Annotated in this window: 16 protein-coding genes and 1 CRISPR repeat array; of the genes, 4 read left to right on the top strand and 12 right to left on the bottom strand. The window is 69.6% G+C overall.

The window, feature by feature from the left end; genetic code table 11:
* From ACZ7RU_RS01110 to ACZ7RU_RS01090, 5 genes are all read right to left on the bottom strand, one after another.
* The coding region (locus tag ACZ7RU_RS01110; RefSeq protein WP_470338858.1) for a tetratricopeptide repeat protein at window positions 1–2,488 on the bottom strand (2,488 nt) is incomplete at its 3' end.
* Between the two features lie 216 nt (window positions 2,489–2,704).
* Window positions 2,705–3,037 carry a trypco2 family protein gene (locus tag ACZ7RU_RS01105; RefSeq protein WP_470338857.1) on the bottom strand — a complete coding sequence of 111 codons (333 nt, stop codon included), beginning with the start codon at window positions 3,035–3,037 and terminating at the stop codon, window positions 2,705–2,707.
* Window positions 3,038–3,959: 922 nt separating this feature from the next.
* Window positions 3,960–4,937, bottom strand: coding sequence for a hypothetical protein (locus ACZ7RU_RS01100; protein ID WP_470338856.1), 978 nt, complete (start codon window positions 4,935–4,937; stop codon window positions 3,960–3,962).
* Window positions 4,934–5,200, bottom strand: a complete 267-nt coding sequence (locus ACZ7RU_RS01095) for a hypothetical protein (RefSeq protein ID WP_470338855.1) — start codon at window positions 5,198–5,200, stop codon at window positions 4,934–4,936. The genes ACZ7RU_RS01100 and ACZ7RU_RS01095 overlap by 4 nt, the downstream gene beginning before the upstream one ends.
* Before the next feature lie 136 nt (window positions 5,201–5,336).
* Entirely contained in the window at window positions 5,337–5,759 is a 423-nt protein-coding gene (locus ACZ7RU_RS01090) for a Ser-Thr-rich GPI-anchored membrane family protein (protein WP_470338854.1), read from the bottom strand.
* Between the two features lie 302 nt (window positions 5,760–6,061).
* Here ACZ7RU_RS01090 and tnpB point away from each other — a divergent pair, with 302 nt between their 5' ends.
* The gene (gene tnpB / locus ACZ7RU_RS01085; protein WP_470338853.1) at window positions 6,062–7,558 is read left to right on the top strand and encodes an IS607 family element RNA-guided endonuclease TnpB; all 1,497 of its coding nucleotides are present in this window, start codon (window positions 6,062–6,064) and stop codon (window positions 7,556–7,558) included.
* A gap of 98 nt (window positions 7,559–7,656) precedes the next feature.
* A CRISPR array of direct repeats spans window positions 7,657–8,353; the repeat unit is 29 nt; unit sequence GTGCGGCCCGGGCGCGCGAGGGCTGACCG.
* A 62-nt stretch (window positions 8,354–8,415) separates the two neighbouring features.
* Here the strand turns inward: tnpB and ACZ7RU_RS01080 are convergent.
* Window positions 8,416–8,793 (bottom strand): hypothetical protein, encoded by a 378-nt coding sequence (locus ACZ7RU_RS01080; protein ID WP_470338852.1) that lies wholly within the window; start codon window positions 8,791–8,793, stop codon window positions 8,416–8,418.
* A gap of 438 nt (window positions 8,794–9,231) precedes the next feature.
* Between ACZ7RU_RS01080 and ACZ7RU_RS01075 the strand changes: the two genes are divergently transcribed.
* Complete coding sequence (locus ACZ7RU_RS01075) at window positions 9,232–10,311, top strand: cytochrome P450 (RefSeq protein ID WP_470338851.1); 1,080 nt, start codon at window positions 9,232–9,234, stop codon at window positions 10,309–10,311.
* A gap of 420 nt (window positions 10,312–10,731) precedes the next feature.
* Window positions 10,732–11,283 (top strand): RICIN domain-containing protein, encoded by a 552-nt coding sequence (locus ACZ7RU_RS01070; protein ID WP_470338850.1) that lies wholly within the window; start codon window positions 10,732–10,734, stop codon window positions 11,281–11,283.
* Window positions 11,284–11,391: 108 nt separating this feature from the next.
* Here ACZ7RU_RS01070 and ACZ7RU_RS01065 read toward each other — a convergent pair whose 3' ends face one another.
* The 3 genes from ACZ7RU_RS01065 to ACZ7RU_RS01055 form a co-directional block, all read right to left on the bottom strand.
* On the bottom strand, window positions 11,392–12,090 hold the full coding sequence (locus ACZ7RU_RS01065; RefSeq protein WP_470338849.1) for a hypothetical protein: 699 nt from the start codon (window positions 12,088–12,090) through the stop codon (window positions 11,392–11,394).
* Window positions 12,091–12,159: 69 nt separating this feature from the next.
* Window positions 12,160–13,572 carry a ParB N-terminal domain-containing protein gene (locus tag ACZ7RU_RS01060; protein ID WP_470338848.1) on the bottom strand — a complete coding sequence of 471 codons (1,413 nt, stop codon included), beginning with the start codon at window positions 13,570–13,572 and terminating at the stop codon, window positions 12,160–12,162.
* A complete protein-coding gene (locus tag ACZ7RU_RS01055; protein ID WP_470338847.1) occupies window positions 13,565–14,230 on the bottom strand; it encodes a ParB N-terminal domain-containing protein in 666 nt (221 codons plus the stop codon). Before ACZ7RU_RS01055 ends, ACZ7RU_RS01060 begins: the two co-directional genes overlap by 8 nt.
* A 464-nt stretch (window positions 14,231–14,694) precedes the next feature.
* Here ACZ7RU_RS01055 and ACZ7RU_RS01050 point away from each other — a divergent pair, with 464 nt between their 5' ends.
* Window positions 14,695–14,895: a hypothetical protein gene (locus tag ACZ7RU_RS01050; protein ID WP_470338846.1), complete on the top strand. Its 201-nt coding sequence runs from the start codon at window positions 14,695–14,697 to the stop codon at window positions 14,893–14,895.
* 116 nt (window positions 14,896–15,011) lie between these two features.
* On the opposite strand, the gene ACZ7RU_RS01045 is transcribed toward ACZ7RU_RS01050, so the two are convergent.
* The 3 genes from ACZ7RU_RS01045 to ACZ7RU_RS01035 form a co-directional block, all read right to left on the bottom strand.
* Window positions 15,012–16,196 (bottom strand): hypothetical protein, encoded by a 1,185-nt coding sequence (locus ACZ7RU_RS01045; RefSeq protein ID WP_470338845.1) that lies wholly within the window; start codon window positions 16,194–16,196, stop codon window positions 15,012–15,014.
* Between the two features lie 397 nt (window positions 16,197–16,593).
* A complete protein-coding gene (locus tag ACZ7RU_RS01040; RefSeq protein ID WP_470338844.1) occupies window positions 16,594–16,851 on the bottom strand; it encodes a hypothetical protein in 258 nt (85 codons plus the stop codon).
* Entirely contained in the window at window positions 16,848–17,318 is a 471-nt protein-coding gene (locus ACZ7RU_RS01035; protein WP_470338843.1) for a hypothetical protein, read from the bottom strand. Before ACZ7RU_RS01035 ends, ACZ7RU_RS01040 begins: the two co-directional genes overlap by 4 nt.
* Window positions 17,319–17,354: the final 36 nt, after the last annotated feature.

Here is a 17,354-nt window from a genome sequence, read left to right as displayed (position 1 = left end):
CCTCCTCCCGACGACCGGCGTCGGCGAGCCGGTTGGAGAGGTTGTTGAGGGCGCTGGCGAGGTGGGGCAGGTAGGCGTCCGGATTCGCCTCCGCCAACGCCCGGCGGATGGTGACGGCTTCCTGGCCCACGGCCAGGCCCTCCTCCCGACGACCCGCATCGCCGAGCCGGACGGAGAGGTTGTTGAGGACCATGGCGAGGTCGGGCAGGTAGGCGTCCGGACTCACCTCCGCCAGAACACGGTAGTGGCCCGCGGCTTCCTGGACCACGGCCAGACCTTCCTCCCGACGACCGGCAACGCCGAGCCGGATGGAGAGGTTGTTGAGGGCGCTGGCGAGGTCGGGCAAGTAGGCGTCCGGGCTCGCCTCCGCCAACGCCCGGCGGATGGTGACGGCTTCCTGGACCACGGCCAGGCCCTCCTCCCAACGACCCGCATCGCCGAGCCGGACGGAGAGGTTGTTGAGGACCATGGCGAGGTCGTGCAAGTAGGCGTCCGGACTCGCCGCCGCCAGAACACGGTAGTGGCGGGTGATGGTGTGGGCGAGGCCGACCGCTGTGGTCGTAAGGCGGTGGCTGGTCCGGGGGAACAGGTCGTGCATCGTGGTGAGGGTGTTGAGGGGGGTGTCGGGGTGGGTGGTGAGAGTGTCGAGGGCGGTGATGAGGGGCGCCGGGTGGTCGGTGCGGGTGGCGGTGGTGACAATGTGCGGTGCCAGGGCCGTGTGGTGGCGGAGGCAGAATTCGGTGAGCCGGTTGTCGAGTTGGTGGAGGGCGGGGTGGGTGGCGGCGCGGCTGTAGACGGTGAGGAGTTGGGCGGTCTGGGTGCTGTCGGCACCGTTCAGGAGGTGGTCGGCGAGGTGGGGGTCGGTCAGGAGGGTGCGGCCGGTGTGGCGTTCGGCGAGACGGTCAGGTTGGAGGGCGCCCCACGGCGAGCCCGGGACCGTGGCGGGGTAGAGGGTGGCGAGCCAGGCGGTGACTCGGTCGCGGCAGTCGCGGGGCTGGTCCGCGAGCGCGGGCAGGCGCCGCCATAGGAGGTCGGCGTGCTCGCGGTCGGCGGCGCCGATGAGGTGGGCGGCGGTGACCGCGGCCTTCAGGGTGTTCATGCTGAGGGCGGGGGTGAGGCCGCGGGTGGTGGCGGTGTCGCGCCAGTAGCGGGCTTCGTGGCCGAGCAACCGGTCCTCGACGTCCTGTACGCCCTCGTCCCCGGTGCCGCGCGCGGGTTTGGTGCGGGCGGTGTCGAGGAGGTCGGCGAGGGCGGTCATGTGGAGGGTGAGGGCGTTGCCGTAGGCACTATCCCGGCTCAGCTGCTGTGGTGGAGTCAGGGTTGCGGCGGCCTCCGTCCAGTCGTGTCCGGTGAGGTCCGCGACGAGCGGGAGCGCCTTGGCTAGGGCGCGGGCGGCGTCGCGGTAGTGGTCGGCGCGCCGGTCGGGGTCGTCCTCCAACGGGGTGAGGCGGCGGGTACGGGCGGCGGCGAGGAGTTCCTCGGCCTGCCGGCTTCCCTCACGGGCCTGCTGCCACCAATCACCGACGGTGCGGGCCAGCAGCAGGAGCTTGAAGGGGCTAGTGCCGGGGTGTTCGGCGGCGGCGTCGACCAGGGCGCCGAGTTGTTCGGGGCGCGTTTCGGCGTAGTCGAGGACGACCAGCAGCGGCCTCGCCGCGCGCCGCACCTCCAGCAGTTGCTCGGGGCGGGCGCCGGCCCGCGGCCACAGCACCGTCCAGCCCCGGGCGGTGAGGTCGTGGCCGAGGTGGTGGGCGAGGCGGGTCTTGCCCTGCCCGCCGGGGCCGTGCAGCAGCCACGCTCCGAACCCGTCCGTCCCGCACCAGGACCGCAGTTCGGCGAGCAGCTTCTCGCGGCCGTGGAAGGGGACGGTCTGGCGTCCGGCCTCCAGGAGGGCGGCCGGTGTGACGGGGGCGCGGCGGGCGGCGGGGTTGCTGGTGGGGTCGGCGATGTCCTGGAACTCCACCGCCGCCAACCCGCCGGCCGGGCCGCCGCCGTGCTCCGCGAGGGTGGTTCGGAAGGCGGGGTCGTGGTGGAGGACATAGGAGGGGACGACGTTGAGCCGACCATGCGCGGAGTGAGCGCGGTCGGAGGCCACGACGCCGGTCAGGTAGCGGTCGCAGAACACCGCTGCCCCCGACAGCCCCGACCACGGCGAGGTCCCGCCGTCCGGCCACCCGACGCCGGTCGAGCGCAGGTCCATGACGTACTGGTTGCCGACAAACCCGGTGCCCGGATTGACCTCCCCATGCAGCTGCGCGGCCTCGACCGGCCGGCCCTCGCGCTGGGCCTCATCGGGGACACCCCAGGTCTCGCACGCGGTGCCGGGACGCTTCGTGTCAGGGCGCCCCCACACAACAGGTGCGATCGGCGGCCGCCAGTGCGGCGAGTCGTCGACGAGGACAAGCGCCGCATCGTCGCGCCCGCCCGGTGTTCCGGCCCACACGACGGTCCCGTCCGCGCTGCCGATCCCACCAGGGTGGAAGACCTTCACGCTCGTCCCAACAGGGCCGGTGACGTGCACAGAGGTCAGCACCAGGCGGCCCCCGACCGCGTACCCGGACCCCGATCCGGGCCTTGGCATCGATCCGGCCCCCGGAGCCTTCGGCCCAGTTACCCCGGCCATCCTCAACTGTTCCATACCCCGCCCCTGCCCGTTCCTCCGCTCCCCTGCCCGGATCCAGTCGCACCTGCCGGACCCGCCCACCCATCAGTCCGGGATGCGTTCCGACACGTCACCGGGCCCGTCCGGGCGCTCCTGCGCGGAGTGGACGAGCAAGTCGGTGCCGTCAGCACGCTTGGGGGTAAGGGTGAAGGACACCCGGTGCGTACGGCCTCGCGAGACTCCCGCCTCGGCCTCGGCACCGACCGCCCACAGCTTGAACTTGGCCTTCGCCTTGGCATCGGCGCGCAGCTCCACCTCGAACTCCATCTCCACCGGACCCACCGCGAACACCACCCCGGGGTCGTCCCCCGCTCTCGCCGCCGCCTCCAGCAACTCGTCGCGCACCGCCGCGACCGCATCCGCCAGCGGAACATCCATCGGACTCCCCCTCAGTAAGCACCTGACCTACTGTCAGGTCAATGCGGACACCGTAGAGCCCGCGCACCGGCCCGCGCAGGCAAAAGCCCAAGTCAGCCCGGTCCTGCCCGTCGGTCCTGGGCAGACGGAAGTCACCCCAGCAGGTGACGTCCGCGCGTCCATCCAAGCGTGGAAGCGCGAGGAGGCCGTGTCCTCGGGCTCGGGCGACCCGGCCCGAGGGCCAGGCCGCCGGGCCCCTGCTGACCGCTTCCGAGCCGAGGAGCCTCCACTCAGGAGGGCAGAGCAGGCCGCAAACGCCCCGGGGAAGTAGGCGTTCAGCTACCGGTTCAACAAGGCCACGGCGTGTGGGGCACGCCAGCCGACCGCCTGGTCAGCAGCCGAGGAGTCCGCCGATCAACTCGCCGAGGAGCCTGACGGCGACGCGTGCCGCTTCCAGCCGACGGCCTCTGACCCGGGCCTTCCCCGGTCGTCGGGCTCGTGTGCACCGGACGACCGGGCGCCGTACCCGGACGCGGCCGGTCCGGCGCGCCGGACCGGCGTACAGGGTGTGGTTCATGGCATTCAGTCCCTTTCGGTCGGGCCGCCGTCAGCAGCCAGTGACCGCACTCTGCCCGAGCACAGCCTGGCCGGAGTCCCGAGCCGAACTACCTGTGGATAACTCAGCCTCCTGGGATCTTCATCATCGAATGGACGACACCGGGCACCCCCCGTTCGACGCAGCTGCAGGCGACTTGCGTCATCTCGTACGACCGCGGCCGTGGCTCGCGCGGCTTCAGGACACGGACTTTAAGCGCCGACTGCTCTGCGCTTTCTCCACAGCTTTCTGGAGCTCGTCGCGCTTCATCGTGGAGCGGTGCGCGACGCCGTACCGTGTAGCCCGCTCGTACAGCTGGGCCTTGGTCGGGTCAGATAGGTCTGGCCATCACCGTTCTCCTTCGTGCCGGCCACCGGACCGGTGGCTCTCGGCATTGACGAGCGACTGTGCCTCCTGGACCTGCCGCAGGGTGTCATCGGACCAGACCGCGGCGGCTTCCCGCTCGTCCTGGCGCTCGGCCAAGGCCGCCTGCGCGGTCTCGGCCCGTTTCAGCGCGGCGTCCAGGGAGGCCCGAGCGCGTTCGACGCGATCAGAAGCTTCGGTCAGCTCGGCGGCCAGGTGCTGCACCTGCTGATCCAGCCGGTCACGCTCACGCACCGCGGCCTCGTGGTCGTGCCGGGCAGCGGCGAGTGCTGCTTCGGCCTGCTCACGCCGCCGCTGCGCCTCCCGCTCCCGGCGATCCCGCTCCGTGCGCCGGGCGGCCGCCCGGCCCGTACCGCGCCCACGCTCCGTCGCCGTCGCCGATCCCCCGCGCTGCTCTTCCCGTCCGGGCGGCGCGACCGCAGGCTCGACAAGCACACCGGGCAGTGCGGAGGGCTCGTCCAAGGCGGCGGCCAGGCAGCCGCCGGCGAGCGCCTGCGCGGCTTCCGTGTCGGCGAGCGCCGCCCGCAGGCTCTGTTCCACTTCCCGCAGCTGCGTCTCCGCGAGACGGACGCCCGCGGCGCCAGCCGCCGCCCGGGCCTGGTCGGTGAGAGCGGCAACCAGCCGGTGCCGGCGCGCCGAAAGCTCCCGCAGCTCCGCCCCGACCAACCGACCCTGCGCCTGCCGCAGCGCCTCGCCGAGCTCCAGCACCTCACCGACCTCATCCTCGTGGTCGCGCACGAGACGGTTGAGCGCGTACGCGGCCGCCGTCGGCCGGTGCAACGCCTTGATCCGAGCGGCGAGCTGCCGGTCACCGCTGCGCCGAGCCTCGGCCACCGCCGTGTCCCGGGCCGCTGTGAACTCGGAGGGCGGCAGGTCGTACAGCGTGGCGGCGGCATCGACCACCTTCTTCTCCTGGCCCGGGCCGGGCGGCGCCTCGCTCATGACGAACGCAGGACCCGCTCGCAGTCGACACAGCGCCGATCGGCCAGCGCCACGGGGTACCAGGGCTCCCCCGGGCGCGCCGGCCGGTAGTGGGCGTGCTCCATCGGACCGGTGTCCAGACCGCACAACGTCACCGGCTGCGGGTCCTCCGGAACCTCGGGGTCAGCACCGGCAGCGTGCACGGCCAACACGTTCGGCTCCCCACCGTCCGGCCGCAGCGCCTCGTCCGGCTCCAACTCGAACAGGACGACGATCGATCCCATGAAGCCGAGCATCAGCCACCAAGCCCTGGCCCACCGCCGGGCGTAGGCCGTCCGGGCGCGCCTCGCGGAGAAGCCGATCTTGCAGGCCGGAGGAGCGGCGCAGTGCAGCCGCAGGTCAGGCGCCTGCCGCCCGACGTCAGCCGACCAGGATTAGTGGCCTCGGCCGTGGGACGGGCACCGTGCCGCTGCTCGTAACCACCTCGAACAGGCCGCTGGTCCCAGCCCCCGGCCTTGGCCCGAGCCCGATCGCGTACCGGCCTGGTCGCAGGTCCGGCGGAACCAGCCACACGAACTGTCCGGAGCTGCCGTCGACGGTGTCGTTGATGGTGTGCACGGCGAACAGCGTGGTTTCGTCGCCAGTGAACAGCGTCAGCACATGGTGGACACTCGTGCCGCTGTCCCAGGCGACCAGGTAGGGCTCGCCCCTCACGACGGTCCCGCCCGCCTCCGGCTGGCTGAACGAGGGCGGGACCGGGTACTGGGAACGGCCGGTCAAGCCGGCCACGGACAGGGCCGCCACGCCAAGGCGCAGCAGGCCCCCAGGCACGCCATGGTTCATGTGCTCATTGAACGACAACAAATCGTGGCATGTCACCCGAACCGGCGAATCGTCATCCAAGCGGGCAATCAGGGCGGCGCGGCCCGCGAACGGTGTGCACCGGGCGCCTCAGGCCCACTTCCCTCAGGCACCTCGGCGACCAGCCCACAGCCCACCCACCTTCACTGTGCTGACGTGGCATCAAGCCATCAACTGTTCCACGCGCCAACGCTTTTCAGAAGATAATCGGCAACCCGGCCCGGACTGTCGGTGGCGGCCGCTAGGGTCTCACCACGCGTTGCCGACGAGCCACGAAGAAGGGGGTGAACTGCGCCTTGCTCCAGGAGACATTGCAGGCCTTCAAGTTCACCCTCGACCCCACCCCTGCCCAGTTAGCAGACCTGAGCCGACATGCCGGTGCCGCCCGGTGGGCGTTCAACTGGGCACTGGCCCGGAAGATCGCTGCCCACCGCGCCTGGCGCGCCCAAGTCGACGCCCTCACCGAGGCAGGCCTCACCGAGAGCGACGCCCGTAAGAAGGCCAGCTCCGAAATCCGCATTCCGGGGCAGGCGACGATCAAGAAGCACCTGAACCAGGTCAAGGGTGACTCCCGCCACGACGACCACCCTGACGGCTTCCACGGCCCGTTCCTGCCATGCCCGTGGTGGCATGAGGTATCCACCTACGCCTTCCAGTCCGCCTTCATCGACGCCGACGCCGCGTTCAAGAACTGGTTCGACTCCCTCACGGGCCGCCGTGCCGGCCGCGCCGTCGGCTACCCCCGCTTCAAGAAGAAGGGGAAGGCCCGGGATTCCTTCCGTCTCCACCACGACGTGAAGAAGCCCACGATCCGCCCCGACGGCTACCGGCGGCTGATCATGCCCCGTCTCGGGTCGGTGCGCATCCACGACTCCGCGAAGCGACTTGCCCGCCTCATCACCAAGGGCCAAGCGGTCGTCCAGTCGGTCACCGTCTCCCGCGGCGGCAACCGCTGGTACGCCAGCGTCCTCGTCAGGGTCACCCGCGACACCCCCGACAAGCCGACCCGCGCCCAGACCGAACGCGGCACCGTCGGCGTCGACTGGGGCATCTCCCACCTCGCCACCCTCTCCCAGCCCCTCGACCCGGCGGACCCGGCGAGCGTCCACGTGGACAACCCCCGCCACCTCGACGCCGCCACCCGCCAACTCACCAAGGCCCAACGCGCCCTTTCCCGCACCCAGCGCGGGTCCAACCGCCGCACACGGGCAGCCCGCCGCGTCGGCATCATCCAGCACCGCACCGCCCAACGCCGCGCCACCACTATCCACCAGCTCACCAAGCAGCTGGCCACCCGCTTCGCAACCGTCGCCGTCGAAGACCTCAACGTCACCGGCATGAGCGCCTCCGCAAGGGGCACCATCGAGAAGCCCGGCCGCCGGGTCCGACAGAAAGCCGGCCTGAACCGAGCCGTCCTCGACGCCTCCCCCGGCGAACTCCGCCGCCAACTCACCTACAAGACTTCCTGGTACGGCTCCAGCCTCGCGGTCGCCGACCGCTGGCACCCGTCCAGCAAGACCTGCTCGGCCTGCGGGGCAGTCAAACCCACACTGTCCCTGACCGAACGGGAGTACCACTGCGCCGCCTGCGGCCTGACGATCGACCGCGACCTCAACGCGGCCCGCAACATCGCCCGGCACGCCGTCCCTCTGGTAGAGGGGGACGTAAACGCCCGTAGAAGCTCGGTAAGCCCCGCCCGCGAGGGCAGGCACGGGCGCGCCGAGAGGCAGACGCGGGAAGGCCCACCGTCTTCAGGCGATGGGTCACCTCGGCGGGAGTAATCCCCCGACAGCCCACTCCCCCCGCCCACTGCTCGGGCCACAACTCCACAGAGAGCAAAGAAAGCGCAAAGCCCACGAAGAAGCCCAGTTCACGAAGGGTGCGGCCCGGGCGCGCGAGGGCTGACCGGACCACTGCCGCCGCCATGACCGATCCGCCGCGTGCGGCCCGGGCGCGCGAGGGCTGACCGCACACCCATCCCCAGTCGGCCTACGAGCGGACGTGCGGCCCGGGCGCGCGAGGGCTGACCGGACACGCCCACCCGGCACGGGAGGCTTAACCTGTGCGGCCCGGGCGCGCGAGGGCTGACCGGACTGCCAGTCCACGCTCTCGCCGCCGTTGTGCGGCCCGGGCGCGCGAGGGCTGACCGAAGGCATCGTGCGCGTACTGCTCAGTGTCGTAGTGCGGCCCGGGCGCGCGAGGGCTGACCGCAGACCCAGCAGGCCGAACTCTTCCTGGCCTGGTGCGGCCCGGGCGCGCGAGGGCTGACCGGCGGGTGATGGAGTCGGAACAGGCGCAGGTCCGTGCGGCCCGGGCGCGCGAGGGCTGACCGATCATTGCCACCGTGACCAGCGGTCAGTCCGCGTGCGGCCCGGGCGCGCGAGGGCTGACCGCAGCACCGCCGGGGCAACGCCCGCACGGAGGAGTGCGGCCCGGGCGCGCGAGGGCTGACCGCAGCACCGCCGGGGCAACGCCCGCACGGAGGAGTGCGGCCCGGGCGCGCGAGGGCTGACCGAAGCGGGAGCTCGCGGACCAGGCCGACCAGTGGTGCGGCCCGGGCGCGCGAGGGCTGACCGTTCTGGGGCAGGAGCATGGAGTTCAGGGGCGCCCCGGCCTACATCTGCAAGCGGCCATCCCGCTACTTGCTGCTGCCCTTGCCGCCCTTCGCTCCCTTCTTGGGCTTCTCCGGTTTCGGGACGCCGTCCGACTCCTTGTGGGCTTCGACGAGCCGGGACCAGCCGTCGCGAACTGCCTGGTCTGGGGTGTCCCGCTTCCCGAAGACCAGGCCTTGGATCTGCCCTCTCCTGTAGCTCGCCATGAACAGATCCAATACCTCGGGAGGAAGCGGGGGCATCCGCCGCTCGCGGGGTCGGCCGATTGTGCGGCTGATGGTGCTCTGGTCGAGGTTGAGCAGCGGCGCCGCGGCGGTCTGGCCGACGAGGTCGACGACGCCCTTCATCGCGTCCGCGCGGTGGGAGGCGGCGGATTCAAGGAATGCCTTAACCGCCTGCCACACAGCATCTGCTTGCTCGAACTTGGCGAGCGCGACTTAGAGTTCGTCGTGTTCCTGACCCATGGCTCCCATTATGTATCCCATACATAGGCTGCTCAAAGGCAAGGCTCGCTGGCTCTGCGGGCCGAGGGGTACAGCCGCCGGTCACGCCGCGGCGAGCCGCTGGCCCCATAGCACCCAAGACACCAGGGCTCGGAGAAATCACCCCAATACCGTCGGCCGGGCGACGCCCGCGCGAGTTGACGGCATACACGGGCACCGGCCCGGAAGTATGAGGCCTACCGACTAGGCGGGTCCTGTCGCCCGGGGTACCGCCATCTCAGCAGCAGAACAGGAGCGAGCGTGCCCGCCGGCCTCACCGTCCCCCTGCACCGAATCGCTTGCCCGGTACCCGGGCCGCCTCGGCTCACGGAGCTGCCGGATGGCACGCCTGTGTGGCTCGTGACCCGGTACGACGACGTGCGCCAGGTTCTCACCGACGCCCGCTTCAGCCGCTCACCGCTCGGGCCGTTGGACACTGCCCCCGTCGATGACGGACCGAGCCTGCTGGACAGTCGCGACGCCATCGGCCGACAGGACGGCGACGCGCACCTGCGCCTGCGGCGCGCCATCGGCCGCGCCTTCACCCCGCGCGCGATCGCCCGGCTGCGCCCGTGGGTGGCCTCGGTCATCGGCGGCCTCCTCGACGACCTGGTCGACCACGGCCCGCCCGCCGACCTCGTCACCGACTTCGCCCTGCCGCTGCCCTGCGCCGTCATCCACCGGCTCCTCGCCATCGATGATGTTCCCATCGAGCAGGTGCTTTATTGGGCCGAGCATGCCTTCGCCGACGTCGATGTGGCAGCAACGCGGGGCGGCCACGCCCGGGGCGAGCTGAACGCCTTCACCGCCGAGCTGATCCTCAAGCGGCGACGAGCGCCCGGCGACGACGTGGTCAGCTCCATCGTCCAGGCCGCCGACCTCGAAGGCGGCATCCCCCACGCCCAGCTCGTCAACCTGGTCGCCACCATGATCGTTGGCGGCCACGACACCACCATGACCGTGATCAGCAACGCCCTGCTCTACCTGCTGACCGAGCAGCAGCAGGCCTGGGCCCGGCTCGGCGCCGACGAGGACGCCGCCGGGCTCCTCACGGAGCGGGTGCTCCACCGGATCCCCATCGGGGACCGGGTGGAACGCGGCCGCGTCCTCACGGCCGTCGAAGACGTCGACCTCGGCGGTGTGACGGTCCGGGCCGGGGAACTCGTCACCGCGGACCGTGTGGCCGCCAACCGCGACCCCGAGGCGTTCCCCGGCGACCCCGACGACCTGTTTGCCCCGCTGCCGAACCCGTCCCTGTCCTTCGGTGTCGGCCGGCACTACTGCCTGGGTACGTGGCTCGCCCGGGCCGAACTCCAACTCGCTCTCCACCACCTCGCTCGGCGCCTGCCAACGCTGCGCCTCACCATCAGCACCGCCGAAACCCGCTGGCGGCGTGGCGCCGTCAGCCGCAGCCCCGCCCACCTGCCCGCGACGTGGTGACGGGCCGCTGTCGAGTCCCGCGATGAACAACCGGAGATACCGGGACACGTAGACCGGAGTGCTCACGCACGGCCCGGTCGCCAACTTCCCGCTCACCTTCTGTGCTTCGACTGGCGACTACCGGCCATGTGCACACGGGGTATCGGTCATTCCACAGGAAACCCGTCATCCATCTCTCCCGTTGAGAGCAGCATGCTTGGTGTACCTGAGCATCTGGCCGAGTCCTGTTCCCCACATCAATGCGATTCAGGCAATCAGGAGTCGGAGCACTGCGCGGACCGACCGGGCAGTGATAGATCACCAGATTCACAGTCCGGATCACCCTGAGACAGATTTCCGCTCTTCGCCTCGCTTGGCCAATTTCAAGCGGGGAAGTCACAGGTGGAACCATCCCTCGAATCCGAGTGTAAGGGGAATGCCATGAACTCCAAGACCAAAATCGCAAAAGCGATCCACGTTGCCCGAGTAGGCGCAATCGGGCTCTCGATCGTTCTGAGCCTCGCGGTCACGAACACGGCGCTCGCCAACAGTCCCGAACGGTCCATCACCGCCGGCGCGGTCGGATCTCCCGGCACTCTCCATGGCAGTACGCTGGCGAACCGCCAGGACAGCTACATGAACAAATTCACATCCCGCTGCATGGATAGCAGCATCAACGGACTTCAGGCCCTGGAGTGCAACTGGCTGGAATGGCAAAGCTGGACGCGCATCCCCGACGGCGACTCGTACATTCTGAAGAATCGCAGCACAGGGCTTTGCCTGGACGACAGCGACAAATATCACCTTCGCGCAATTCCATGCAATGACATGCCGTTTCAGCGGTGGAACATCTACGATCGGGCCGACGGAGCAGTCCAGATCACCAACGATTGGACGGGCAACTGCCTGGATGACAGCTTCGACTTCGGGATTCGCGCGATCGGCTGTAACGGTATGGGGTTCCAACGCTGGTGGCCCCGATACGGCGCATAGAAACTCGCCGCATAGCAGTGTGGGCGAGAGGCTGAAGTCGCCACAACTGGGAACCTGCCCTCGCCCTCGTGGACTGCGGTCTCCGAGGGCAAGGACAGGCGAGCCAGCTCAGCGGCCTGGTCGGTGACCGGGGGGTTCCGCGGCCATTCGGCCGACGGGGTCCTGGACCTTTGGGGCCTGCTCGATCCCGCCGAGCCGAAGTTGATGCGCGTCGCGTCCAGCCTGCCGCTGGAAAGGCTGCAGAGCCCTCCCTTCACTCTGAGTACCGGCATCTTGGTGCATGATGCTGGCTGCACGAGGTGGCTTCGGCAGGAGTTCGCCTTGGCCGTTGCCGGGTCGCAGGGTCGTGACGCGGGGCCGGTCGCCGTGGACGTTGGGGACGCCTCGGTTGCGGAGGTAGTGGGCGAACTGCCAGTTGCGGCAGGACCGGAAGGCATGGTCGCGGGCGTGGGGGTCGTCGGCGGGGATCTCGGCGGCGCTGATGAGGATGGGTCGGACGCCGTCGAGGTGCACGGTGAGGTCGTGCACCGTGAGGTCCTCGGTGTGGCCGGGTGCGGCTTCGAGGGCGAGGTGGGGGTTGTCCTCCCAGCGGTAGGGGTTGGAGGTGACGCCGCACAGGTACCAGGCGAGGGCGTGGGGGAACTCGTCGAGTTCGACGGCGGCTTCGCGGGTGGTCTCGTTGATGTGGCGGCTGTAGCGGCCATGGAGGCCGACGGCGCAGTGGCGGCTGAGGTCGATGCCGGTGACGTATTTGAGCCACAGGTAGCGGTACTTGCGCTCCCCCACCAGGAGGGTGATGTACGGCAACTCGGTTGTCCTCTCTGTGAGTTGAAGAATCCTTGATGTTTCTATTTTATACTCACAGAGAGTGGTTGCCTAACCGCCGTCACGCTCCCGGCAGGCCCGCATCAGGGCCTCCACCAACGGCCGGTGCCGGTTGTGCCGGTACGATCCCGGGTACTCCATGTTGAACTCCAGCTCCAGCGCCGCGCGCCGCTCCTCCTCCGGCAACACCTTCGGCCTGCGGCACACCGCGTAGATGTTCCCGCCGTTCGGATTGCCGCGGATCTCGACCTCATCGAAGTAGCAGCCCATCAGGGCCCGCAGAGAGTCCGGGTCATGGAACCGCTGCATCGTCCACACGCCGGCCCTGAACGTCGCCGTGAAGCCGTTCTCGTCCAGGAACTCAATGCTGCGCCGGTAGCGGCCGTTGTTGCGGGCCTTCCGCCCGCTGACCCGCCGCTCGACCGAGCCGAGCGACCTGGTCCCCGTGTAGAAGGTGCCGTCCTTCGCGAGCAGCGAGTTGCACGTGGCGACGACCGCGTTCTCGAACTCGAGCGACGTGACGGAGTTGATCACCGAGTCGAGGACGACGACGTCGTACAGGCCGTTCGCGGGTACGTCCCGCTGGAGGTCGCGGATGTGGGCGACCGTCGCCGCGACGTCCAGAGCGTTCTGCTTGCCAGCCGCCTTGACGTGCGGCTCGTACCAGTGAGCGTCCCAGCCCTGCGACTTGATCCTCTGGATGTACGCCAGCTCGCCGGCACCGAAGTCCATCACGCGCTGACCGGGGCGCAGCGCGGGCAGGACGTGCTGCTCGTACGTCGTGCTCTTGTTGGAGTCGCCTTCGTCGCCGCCCAGGCGGTGCATCTGGCACCAGTGCTGGTTGTAGGCGCGGATGCCGAGCTGGGTGTAGTCGTAGACGCCGTAGTCGCCGTCCAGCCACACGGCGAGCTCGTCGGCTTCCTGTACGGACAGGCGGTAGCACAGCAGTGGCAGCTTGAGGTCGGCGACGACCACCGCGTAGTCGTTGTTGAGGATGACCCTGCCGGCCGAATCGGCGACGACGGAGCCCCAGGTGCCGTAGCGGGTGACCAGGCGGCGGATCTCGGCCTGGATCGCCGGGTTGGCGCGGGACACCGCGGTGACGTCCTCGGGTCGGATCCACTCCCAGCCGTGCGCGTCCGGCCCGGACTCGGGCACCCGCACCTTGGAGCCGTCCGTCTCGATCGAGTTGTGGAGCAAGTTGAACTGCACTTCGTCCTGGGTGGAGACGTGGCCGTCGAGGAGGATCGCCGGTGCGTGCGTCTGACCGATGGCTTTCAGGGACTTGGTGCGCTGGTGGCCGGCCACGAGGATGCCGTTGCCGTTGACGATCACGGGCTTCACGCAGCCGAACAGCTTCAGGGACTGCTGGAGCCGGTCGAACGCCTCCTCGCTCAGGCGGCGCGGGTTGTACGGGGCAGGCTTGAGCCCGGCCAGCGGGTACGACTCTACGAATTCAGGCACCAGCGGCCTCCCGCTGCGCCTCGCGCTGGTCGAGGAGGTAGTGCGCGAAGCCGGTGTCCGTCCCCCGCGAGGTGTAGAAGGCGTCGTGGATGTTGTTCAGCCGCTCGACCTCGTCCTTGGTGATCTGCACGCGGGTGGTGCCCCACTGGACGAAGCCCCACTGGAGGTGCTCGTCGGCTGTCTTGTCGCCTTCGCGGTCGGTGGTCTCGGCGGCGAGCTGGGACGGCAGCTCGATGCTGTCGAGGAGGTCGTCCACGGCGTCCCGGTCGTAGCCGGTGCCGTCCAGGTCGGGGAGGCTGGAGAGGATGTCAGCCAGCAGCTCGGTGTCGTAGCCGGCCAGGTCGCTGGTGCGGTTGTCGACGATGACGATCTTCGCCGCCGCGTCGTCGTCGACGTCGACCCAGGAGACGGCGATCTGCTTCCAGCCGCGCTCGCGGGCGGCGTCCCAGGTGTGGTTGCCGGCCAGGATCTCGTTGGGGCGGCCCGTGAAGGAGCCCTTGTTCACGACGATGGGCTTGAACTGGCCGTGAATCTTCAGCGACTCGGCGACCGCCGAGACGTCGCCGCGCCGCGGGTTGCGGTGGTACCGGGTCAGGTCGCCGATCGGGACGGCGAGGGGCAGCAGGGAGTCAACGATCCGGTCGATCGGTGCAGGCACGAGCTGGTCCTTCGTAGGCCGAATCCCCGCGCCCTACGCGGGAACAGCCTAGACGACCCGCTCCGCAGGTCTCCGGGGCCCGGCCCGAGCACATGCTGCGACCAGGGAGTTTGACCGAGGCCGTCGAGTCATCAAGACTTCTCCCGGGCGGTCTGATCGAAAACATCGCGCCCCGCTCCTCCGACAGTGACCGGAGGAGAACGCTCAGCGGCCTAGATGCTCCTCGCCTCGCCGACGTGTGGCTTGAGCATGTGGCTACCTCACGCAGTAAGTGAGAGAGCGCCCCGAAGCTGGGGCAGGTGGCTCGCCACCGTGTGGTGAAGGCGTAGATCACACGATCAACGCCTGCTGGAACGAGACGATGCGTCGGCAGGGATCTCGGTTCGAACTTTGTCCGCTAACGCGGGAGGTCGAACCGGCCTGCCCTGCGCTGGATCGGCTCGACCTCCCAGAGGAGGTCCAGCGTGGAACGCAATCCCCTGACTCAGGCCCTGCTCGCCGCTTGCATCTTCTTGATCGGCGTGGTGGCGGGCCTCATCTCAGGCCTGCTGTCGCGTGCCAGCGGCACGCCGTGGCCCACCGCGGTGCGCGACGGTGGAGCAGGGTTCTGCGCAGCCGTGTTGGTGTGCATCACCGCAGCCGCCTTCTTCTTCAGCCGGGAGTAGGTTCCTCCTGCACGATGTGCTCCCGTGCGCGGGCGGCCCGGATGGGCTCGTCGAGGTCCAGGCCCACCCGGCGGACAGGAATCTGCCCTGGGAATTCGTCAACGCGTGCGGGGGAACTACTCGGTGGGGCTCGCCTTCAGGCCCCGCAGCCAATTGATTGCGGCCGCTCGGCTGACGGCTTCCGCGGTGAAGTGCAGGTCGTCCTGGCCGCGGGCCCGGGGGTTGGGGCCAAAACCAAGTCCTTCTTCGTCGGCCAGCATGAGGGCGCTGCCGTGGGAGATGAGGGAGCGCAGCCGGTACAGCTGATCTGCGCCGTCCCAGTCCTCGTGGATGTAGTCCTGGAGGAAAGCCTTGAACTGGGCTCGGGCCCCCTTTGTAGTCGGCGTTGCGGCGGCCAGCACTTCGATCGACTGAACGAGAGCCTGGTAACTGGCTGAGAGGCTGCGGTGCTGAAGGAGGCGAGCTTGGTGGTGCCAGAAGGCCGCGCGCAGGAACTCTCGTTGGCTGGTCCGGCCGAGCGCGTGGAACCGGTCAAGGTCGGCCTCGAGCGTCGTCGGCAGGACAAGCGTCGGGTGCCACTTGAGATCCCAGGGCGCGGCATCGTACAGGTCGTCCGCCGAGGTCATGACTGGAAGATCTGCCTGCTCGGCGAGTTCTTCGCCGACCGTTTCGAAGCCCCTGATCATATGGATCTGTTGCATGCAGATCGACTCGCGTTCCGCGCCAGCGGAGGTGGCCGGCGGGAGTACCCATGCGGTCCGGAAGGACGGTTCCGAGTGGTCCATCAGCCCGGGGATGAGGAAGGTCAGCAGCAGCTTGGTATGCCGGACAGCTCGATCGCGGCGGTAGGAGTCGATCTGGTGCCCCTTGGCGCCCTGGTATGCGACCTCGCACAGCAGCGGGTGGAGGCTTGACCATTCGTGAGCCCGCGGCGCCTCCGGTGGCGGCTGACGGAGAACCAGGCCGTCACCGTGCTTCCAGTAACCGTGCGCGGGTCGCCCGGAGTAGAGGATGAAGCGGGCAACCTTGCGCACGGGCGGGACCAGTAGTTCTGCTTGGACTCGCTGTTCGAGGTCGAGTACGACCTCGTCGGTTAGGCCGAGTTGGGGCAGGATGCGGTAGAGCCTGCCGTTGGAGTATTCGAGGAGCAGGGCTGCAGGCGTCGCGTCGGGGTAGAGCACCCGTGTGTCGTCGACGGGCGAGGCCGAGCCGAACTCGTGCATCAGCAGCGTGGCGAGTTCCCCCTGGTCGACCTCGGCAAGGTGAAGCCGCTGCTCTATCTCTGCCTGGGTCATTGTCACGGGCTACTCCACTGCCAGCTGCTGTCTGCGGCCACCGTAGTGGGACGACGCCAAGCTGGCACTGGGATTCTCTCGGTGACGGTGGCCCCGGTACGCCAGGGCGCTCTCGTACGTTACGGTCAGCGGCTCCATCAAGGGGGCGCGGGCGGCGAAACTGCACGCCCCGCGTGGTGCGCCGAGCGCCCCCTGGACTGCAGGGGCAGGAGGTACCAGCCTGGTGATCGTCGGAGGGGTGAGCGGCCTCCGGCTGGTCCGCCACCGGTGGGGAGAGGCCTCCCCCGCCGGCCGTTACGCCGACGCCACGACGGCTACCGCTTGCCGTTCGCCGTGCCCTGGCGGACGAAGAAGGGGGCGGGGAAGTCGACTTCCCCGCCCCCTTGCCGCGCTCGGTGCGGACCTACGCGGCGCGGCTGCCATCGATGACCTCCGCATAGAGGAGTTGCCGAGCCACGGCAAGGTGTTCTGCTGTGGACGTGGAGCCGACCGCGCCGCCTTGGGCTTCGGCGAGCAGTGCGTCGGCGAGGCCGAGGGCTGCGGCGTCGGCGCGGTACCGCTCCAGGGCAACGGCGGTATGGACGGTCTCCTGGAGTCTGTCGGCCCACCCCGAGGCGAGGAGCCCGAGCTGGAGAGTCGGCCGAGAGGTCGGAGTGGTCATTCGTCGCCTCGGTCGATGTCCAGGGCCTGTTGCGGGGTGATCTCGCCCAAGCAGAGGCGGCGGGCAATGTCCATGCGGTCCGTGAACGCGGTGTGGCCGGCGGCGAGGAGGTCGGCGGCGACCTGGAGGCGGGCCTCGGCGTCTTCGGCGCGCTGCCACAGGCGGTCGAGTTCGGGGTCCGTGATGGTGCTGGCGGTGGCCCGCTGGCGTGCGGTGACGGGCGTGTCGTCCACTCCGAGTTCGACTTCTGGTTCGACCAGCCGGTACCCGGTTTTGCGGGGGGTGCCGCTGGCCGTGGTGACGGTTGGGTGGAGCGCGTTCAGGAGGATGTGGCGCCGGCGGGTCGGGCCCGGGCCGACGGTTTCGACCTCGGCTCGGTTGCCGGTGATGGTGACGATGCGGATGCGTCGCTGTTCGTCGAGGGGGTGGCAGGACTCGTAGATCTGGCCTTCGGTGACCTTGTGCACAGTCATCGATTGTTGCACCGGCAGAGGCTGGAGGCG

Source organism: Kitasatospora sp. NPDC114501 (assembly GCF_055633695.1).
This window is presented reverse-complemented; position numbering and strand designations above follow the sequence as displayed.